General features: G+C 37.6%; 5 protein-coding genes. All 5 read left to right on the top strand.

Annotation, left to right across the window (positions count from 1 at the left end; all coding sequences use genetic code 11):
* Positions 1-287 precede the first annotated feature (287 nt).
* The 5 genes from H3T83_RS08225 (at position 288) to H3T83_RS08205 (ending at position 6159) form a co-directional block, all read left to right on the top strand.
* The gene (locus tag H3T83_RS08225) at positions 288-1568 is read left to right on the top strand and encodes a hypothetical protein (protein ID WP_034901806.1); all 1281 of its coding nucleotides are present in this window, start codon (positions 288-290) and stop codon (positions 1566-1568) included.
* A 33-nt stretch (positions 1569-1601) separates the two neighbouring features.
* Entirely contained in the window at positions 1602-2105 is a 504-nt protein-coding gene (locus H3T83_RS08220; RefSeq protein WP_065650976.1) for a hypothetical protein, read from the top strand.
* 249 nt (positions 2106-2354) lie between these two features.
* Complete coding sequence (gene rnr, locus H3T83_RS08215; protein WP_198215517.1) at positions 2355-4796, top strand: ribonuclease R; 2442 nt, start codon at positions 2355-2357, stop codon at positions 4794-4796.
* A gap of 3 nt (positions 4797-4799) precedes the next feature.
* The gene (gene rlmB / locus H3T83_RS08210; protein WP_065650974.1) at positions 4800-5552 is read left to right on the top strand and encodes a 23S rRNA (guanosine(2251)-2'-O)-methyltransferase RlmB; all 753 of its coding nucleotides are present in this window, start codon (positions 4800-4802) and stop codon (positions 5550-5552) included.
* A gap of 13 nt (positions 5553-5565) precedes the next feature.
* Positions 5566-6159 (top strand): hypothetical protein, encoded by a 594-nt coding sequence (locus H3T83_RS08205; protein ID WP_034901813.1) that lies wholly within the window; start codon positions 5566-5568, stop codon positions 6157-6159.
* Positions 6160-6392 lie beyond the last annotated feature (233 nt).

Raw genomic sequence — 6392 nt, 5'->3', positions numbered from 1 at the left:
AGCCAGCCAGCCAGCCAGCCAGCCAGCCAGCCAGCCAGCCAGCCAGCCAGCCAGCCAGCCAGCCAGCCAGCCAGCCAGCCAGCCAAAATAATATTGTAGCCATTTTTCAGGCTAAACAAGTTTTACAATTAAAATCTACCATAAACTTATCTTTCTATAATCTAAAAACTTATATAGCAAACATCGCGTTAAATATTCAGCAACATAAAAATAGACAAAAAGCGACAAATTTAACTAGGTATCAAACACTATTTGCACAAGTAATTTTTATTCTAAGTAGTCTGCTATTGGTAAATAATGTATGGGCTTTATCTTTATATTCGGCTCAAACAGAAAAAATGATAACCGGTAATTCGCCGTATATTTTATTAGCTGATGGCGTAACACCATTAACCGATTTACGGCAAATTATGGGGATTAATTTTCCAAATCGTAATGGACAAGGCGGTACTGAATGGATCAGTGCCTGGGATACTGATCTTACCTTGCGAGCACCTAAAGGAATGCATTTCAATGATGTTTGGGCTTTTGCTACCCCTACGGATGGAGTTGCACATAATCCATCAGCACTTAAGGTTGATGATATTGATGGTGATCAAGTTGGCGGTTATGTCACTGGAACAATTAAAGCAACTTGGTTCGAGAATGGTATTCAAATACCTAATGATAAGTTAAGTTGGGAGCTTTGGAATTGTGGCGGACCTTATAAATTACGCGTAGAAGTCTCGAATATTCAGGCCAATACTCAATATGGTTTACCTAGAAATCGTTACTATGGCAGTAGTTCGGTAGAGTATAGGATAATTCCAAATGGGCAAATATGTTATTTACGACCGAATGAAATGACTCACTTTGGTGATCATGATCCCAATGTCTTTAATAATACCTATGGTTTTTCTCGAAGTAGTGGTTTTCCAACAACTGGTTTTCAGAATGCAGCTTTTACCTTAGTCGGTAGCGGATCGGATCAAAGTCGTTATCGTTGCTATACGTCTAATGGTGGTGGCAAAATAAACTTATCGACAATTGGTGGTTTTGGTTCAAATTGTACGATAAATTACATCGCTGAGCAAAAAAGCCAATTTATTCAAAATGGAACGCCAACAATAACAATGGAATATTATAACGGTCGTTATTGGGAATGGTTCGATAATTTTACTATTCCTGTGCCTAAAAAATGGCCTAGGAAAGGAACAGGTAAGGCAATTGTGTTTAGTGATTCAAAGTATGTAAGTATGTCTAGAGGATTTAATGTATTAAGTTTTTGTAGCGGGATAAATAAAGTTACTCAAGCGCAAGCATTGAATAGCGATTTTCGGTTAAAATATTTATATACAACTTCTGAACTGACTAATAATGGTTCTCATTTTATAAGGGCAGTGGGTACATTTATGAGTGAATGGGGTATTACGAAAAACTATGGTGGAGTTTGGCGTCCTGATGGTGATTTATGGACTGCTGAGCTATTGCGAAATCAGTTAGTTTACCGAGTAAGGGGTAAGACAGGTCAAATTGATATTCAGGAGCCAAGATATCCAAGCACAACCGGTGTTTGTCGTGGTGATTAAAATATATTTATTTAATATGAAAAATCTAAATTTATGAATATAGAACAAAAATTAAAATTAAGCCAACAAACTGATTATATCTACTTTTTCCGAGAAGGTATCTTTGCTCAGCTTTATGGCGTATCCCTTTATCTCGCCGTGACTCGGTTAAATTTGGATCTTAATTTGTGCCTTTATAAATATAAAAGTTTATCTAATCAAAAAATATTACGTGCTGGGTTACCAACCAAAAAATTGGAAAGTTTGTTGCCGAATGGTTTAGCTAATTGCCAATTTGGTTATAGCTATAAAAATCTTTGGCATGTCGATAGAAATTCTTATAACCGTTGGTATAAAAAGAATACTTCAGAATTATTATCAATAAATTGCAAAAATAAGCATTCTAAAGATTTTTTAAGTAAGGAATTAATTCCATTATGGTTGACTGAAGAAGAGCGTCAATTTTTGCTTAATTGGCAAAAAGATAAATATAGACAGGCAACTGAACAATATTTTATAGAGACGCTGCAAAGAAAAATTGTTTCCAGTTACGCGTAGCGTACTGGGGCAATTTTTCGGTCAAAAAATAAGCAAAAAAACTAAATAATAGGTATAAATTATATTTATATTTCATTTCGATAAATTACCTTATCACCATCTCCTATTTATTAATCATAAATCTTAAGAATTAATAATTATAAACATGTTGAGAATAAAGGCTTTTGCACTGCAAAAAAGTAATCTTGATTTTAAGTTATGCAACTCTATGTTATTCTAAACTCAACATTCGATCACAGGACGCTCCATATGATAAAAGATCCATTTTACGATCGTGAGGCACAAAAATATGACTCACCGATTGCCAGCCGTGAACTGATTTTGGATTATCTAACCCAAGAAGCAAAACCAGCCAGCTTAGAGAAAATAGCTAATGCCGTATCAATCAAATCTGATGAGCAGAAAGAGGCTTTACATCGCAGATTGCGGGCGATGGAACGTGATGGCCAAGTGGTGTTTACACGTCGTAAGTGTTATGCCTTACCGGAAAAATTCGATATGGTTAAGGGTAGTGTGATTGCACATCGTGATGGCTATGGTTTTCTGCGAGTTGAAGGTAAGCCGGAAGACTATTTCTTGTCACATGAGCAGATGAAAAAGGTTTTACAAGGTGATGTTATATTGGCTCAGCCAATCAACAGTCAATACCGAGGTAAGACTGAAGCGCGCGTGGTGCGGATTTTAGAACCCCGCACTAATCAAATTGTTGGTCGTTATTTTATTGAGCAAGGCGTTGGCTTTGTGGTGCCGGATGACAGTCGTTTGAATTTTGATATTTTGATCGCAGGTAAACCAAATCGTACTGTCAGAATGGGCTCGGTGGTTGTGGTTGAATTACAGCAACGACCTGAGCGTCGTCAAAAAGCAGTCGGCGTGATTAAGGAAGTTCTTGGCGAGATTATGGGAACCAATTTAGCTATCGATATTTCATTACGTAATCATGAAATCCCTTATGAATTTCCTAAAGTGGTTGAAAAAGAGGCTAGCAAATTTAGTGAGCAAGTGCCAGAAAGCGCTAAAAAAGGCCGTAAAGATCTACGCGAGTTGCCGTTAGTAACCATTGATGGTGAAGATGCCCGTGATTTTGATGATGCGGTTTATTGTCAAAAAAATCGTGGCGGTGGCTATCGATTATGGGTAGCAATTGCTGATGTGAGTTATTATGTTCGCAACGGTAAAGCTTTAGATAAAGAGGCTTGCTTACGAGGTACGTCAGTCTATTTTCCATCACGAGTGGTGCCAATGTTACCAGAAGTGTTATCTAATGGCCTTTGTTCTCTCAATCCACAAGTTGATCGTTTATGTTTAGTCTGTGAAATGACAGTGTCAAATAAAGGACGTTTAACTGGTTATCAATTTTATGAAGCAGTAATGAACTCTCATGCACGCTTAACTTATACTAAGGTTGCCAAAATTTTAGAAGGTGATAAAGAGTTACGTGAGCATTATCGAGAGTTAGTACCTCATCTTGAAAATCTTTATGGCTTATATAAGGTATTAGACAATGCTCGAGTTACTCGTGGCGCGATTGGTTTTGAGTCAGAAGAGCCAAAATTCATTTTTAATGCAGATAAACGTATTGAGAGTATTGAATTAGTCCAGCGTAATGAAGCACATAAAATTATTGAGGAGTGTATGATTTTAGCCAATGTTGCTGCGGCAAAATTGGTCATTAATGCTGAAATTCCGTCTTTATTCCGCGTGCATGATAGACCGGATGAAGATCGCATGAACAATTTACGCAGTATTTTAAGTGAACTCGGTTTATCTCTCGGTGGCGGTAATAATCCCAAACCAAAAGATATTGCTAAGTTAATGGTTGAAGTTGAAGCCCGACCTGACCATGAGATGTTGCAGACGGTGATTTTACGATCGATGAAGCAAGCGATTTACGATCCTGAAAATCGTGGGCACTTCGGGTTAGCGCTTGAGGAGTATGCACATTTTACCTCGCCAATTCGTCGTTATCCTGATTTATTATTACATCGTGCTATTAAATGGGTACTGGCGAATGAACAACATAAAACCAGTAAAACTGGTGGGCATCGTTATACCACTAGCGAAATGCTTTATTTTGGTGAGCACTGTTCGATGACTGAGCGCCGTGCGGATGAAGCTGTTCGTGATGTGGTTGACTGGTTAAAATGTGATTATATGCAAGATCATGTTGGCGAGGTGTTTAATGGAACTATTTCGAGTGTGGTTAATTTCGGCTTTTTTGTCCGGTTAGATGATCTGTTTATTGATGGTTTAGTGCATGTCTCGTCACTGGAAAATGATTATTATATTTATGATGCATCACGTAACCGTTTAATTGGTGAAAATACTCGCTTTAGTTATCGTTTAGGTGATAAAGTTCAAGTAAAAGTCGATAATGTTAACCCAGAAGAGCGTAAAATTGATTTTTCTTTGGTTGGCAGTAATAATAAGCCACAACGCCAAGGTAAGACGGCAAAAGATAAAGCTAATAAAGCTGATATAAGTTTTGCTGCTGATTTACCAGTAAAACGCAAAGCTAAAAGTCCAACAGATAGCAAAAAGAAAAAAGCGAACGCTAAAGTAGCAAATAAAGCAGAAGCTAAAGTAAAAAGTAAAAAGCGCACAAAAGCTAAAGCAAAATCTAAAGCGGCATCTAAGACTAAATCTAAATCAGCATCGACATCAAGTAATAAGAGAAAAAAGAGTAATTAATAGATGAGTGAAACAGTATACGGTATCCATGCGATTGAAGCTTTGTTAACGCGTGCGCCTGAAAGAATTATTGAAGTTTTTATCGCTAAAGGCCGAGAAGATAAGCGCCTAAATGCCCTTGTTCATGAGTTAGAACAGTTGGGTTTAGCGGTGAAAGTGACCAATAGACAGTACTTAGATGAAAAAACCAGAAATGGCGTGCATCAAGGTATTTTGGCAATGGTTAAACCAAACCGTGGTTATCAGGAAAATGATATCCCATTATTGATGGAACAACATCCCAATCCGGTTATTTTAATTTTAGATGGTGTGACCGATCCGCATAATTTAGGTGCCTGCATTCGTACCGCTGACGCTGCAGGCGTGAGTTTTATTATTGTGCCAAAGGATCGCTCAGCACCACTTAATTCAACTGCCCAGAAAGTCGCATGTGGTGCGGCAGAGAGTGTACCCGTTGTTAGAGTGACAAATCTTGCTCGAACTATGCGGATGTTACAAGATGAATACCAAGTTTGGATTGTGGGCACCGCTGGCGAAGCGACAAGTACACTTTATCAAACCGATTTTTATAAAAATTCAAACGCCTTGCCACTGGCATTAGTAATGGGCGCAGAAGGTGAGGGTATGCGTCGATTAACCAAAGAGCATTGCGATGAGCTAGTCAGTATTCCTATGGCAGGAATTGTCTCTTCACTTAATGTGTCGGTTGCCACTGGCGTTTGTTTATTTGAAATAGTTAGACAAAAAAATAGATAGTAAGAGTTATAACATGTTAGGATTATTGAAAAAACAGAGTGAGCCAACGCTTTCAGAGCGAGATTTGAATGGACGTAATCATGTCGGTTATCCGACTATGCAATTATCTCGTGAAATTGATAAGTTAGTTAAAGCAAAATACGCGCCAATTAAACGGATCGTTAAATTCTACATAGCTATGCTATTTTTTAAATGGGGCCCAAGTGTTATCAATACTACGTTATCCGATGAACAGTTGGCTAACTTGTCAGGTCGCAACGTTCAAATGGTCTATTTGTTGTTGTTCCGAGACATGTTAAGACATATTTCAAGCTTAGCTAAATTAAAGCATTTTGCCGAAGATTGGCCAGAACAATTTGCTCAAGAGATATTAGAAAACTGCAACATGCTTAGCGACAGTGATGATGTCGATATTGCCAAAAAAGAGGCGTTATTCGCTAATACCCAGCTATTTGATATTGATAATACGATCGATCCTGATCACTTAGAAAACACCGTCATTCCTGATTGGACGATACCTTTGGCAGAGTTGATTATGTTAAAGCCGGCGACGATTTATCATTGTCACCGTCCTTTGATGGCGGTGATTTTGAAAAAGAAAAAATGATTTAGCCTATCATTTATTCAATTTTATTTAGTGGCAAATGCATAATTTTTTGATTCATTTGCCATAAATTTGCCTTCGATATGGCATAGTTAGTATGCCGTTATTGATATATTCTCCTGCCTTTAAATCACCTTATTGTTTAAAAAAACACCGCCATCTTAACTTTAAATACCTAATCCATAATTAATTTTTGCAATGATTATTTGCAAAAATACCAACTAGGTATGTCACTA

The organism is Gilliamella sp. M0320, from assembly GCF_016101635.1.
In the GTDB taxonomy this organism is placed as follows: domain Bacteria; phylum Pseudomonadota; class Gammaproteobacteria; order Enterobacterales; family Orbaceae; genus Gilliamella; species Gilliamella apis.
This window is presented reverse-complemented; position numbering and strand designations above follow the sequence as displayed.

Coding starts and splice junctions, on each gene's coding strand:
- H3T83_RS08220 (WP_065650976.1), top strand. CDS start 1,602: ATGAATATAGAACAAAAATTAAAATTAAGCCAACAAACTGATTATATC.
- rnr (WP_198215517.1), top strand. CDS start 2,355: ATGATAAAAGATCCATTTTACGATCGTGAGGCACAAAAATATGACTCA.
- rlmB (WP_065650974.1), top strand. CDS start 4,800: ATGAGTGAAACAGTATACGGTATCCATGCGATTGAAGCTTTGTTAACG.
- H3T83_RS08205 (WP_034901813.1), top strand. CDS start 5,566: ATGTTAGGATTATTGAAAAAACAGAGTGAGCCAACGCTTTCAGAGCGA.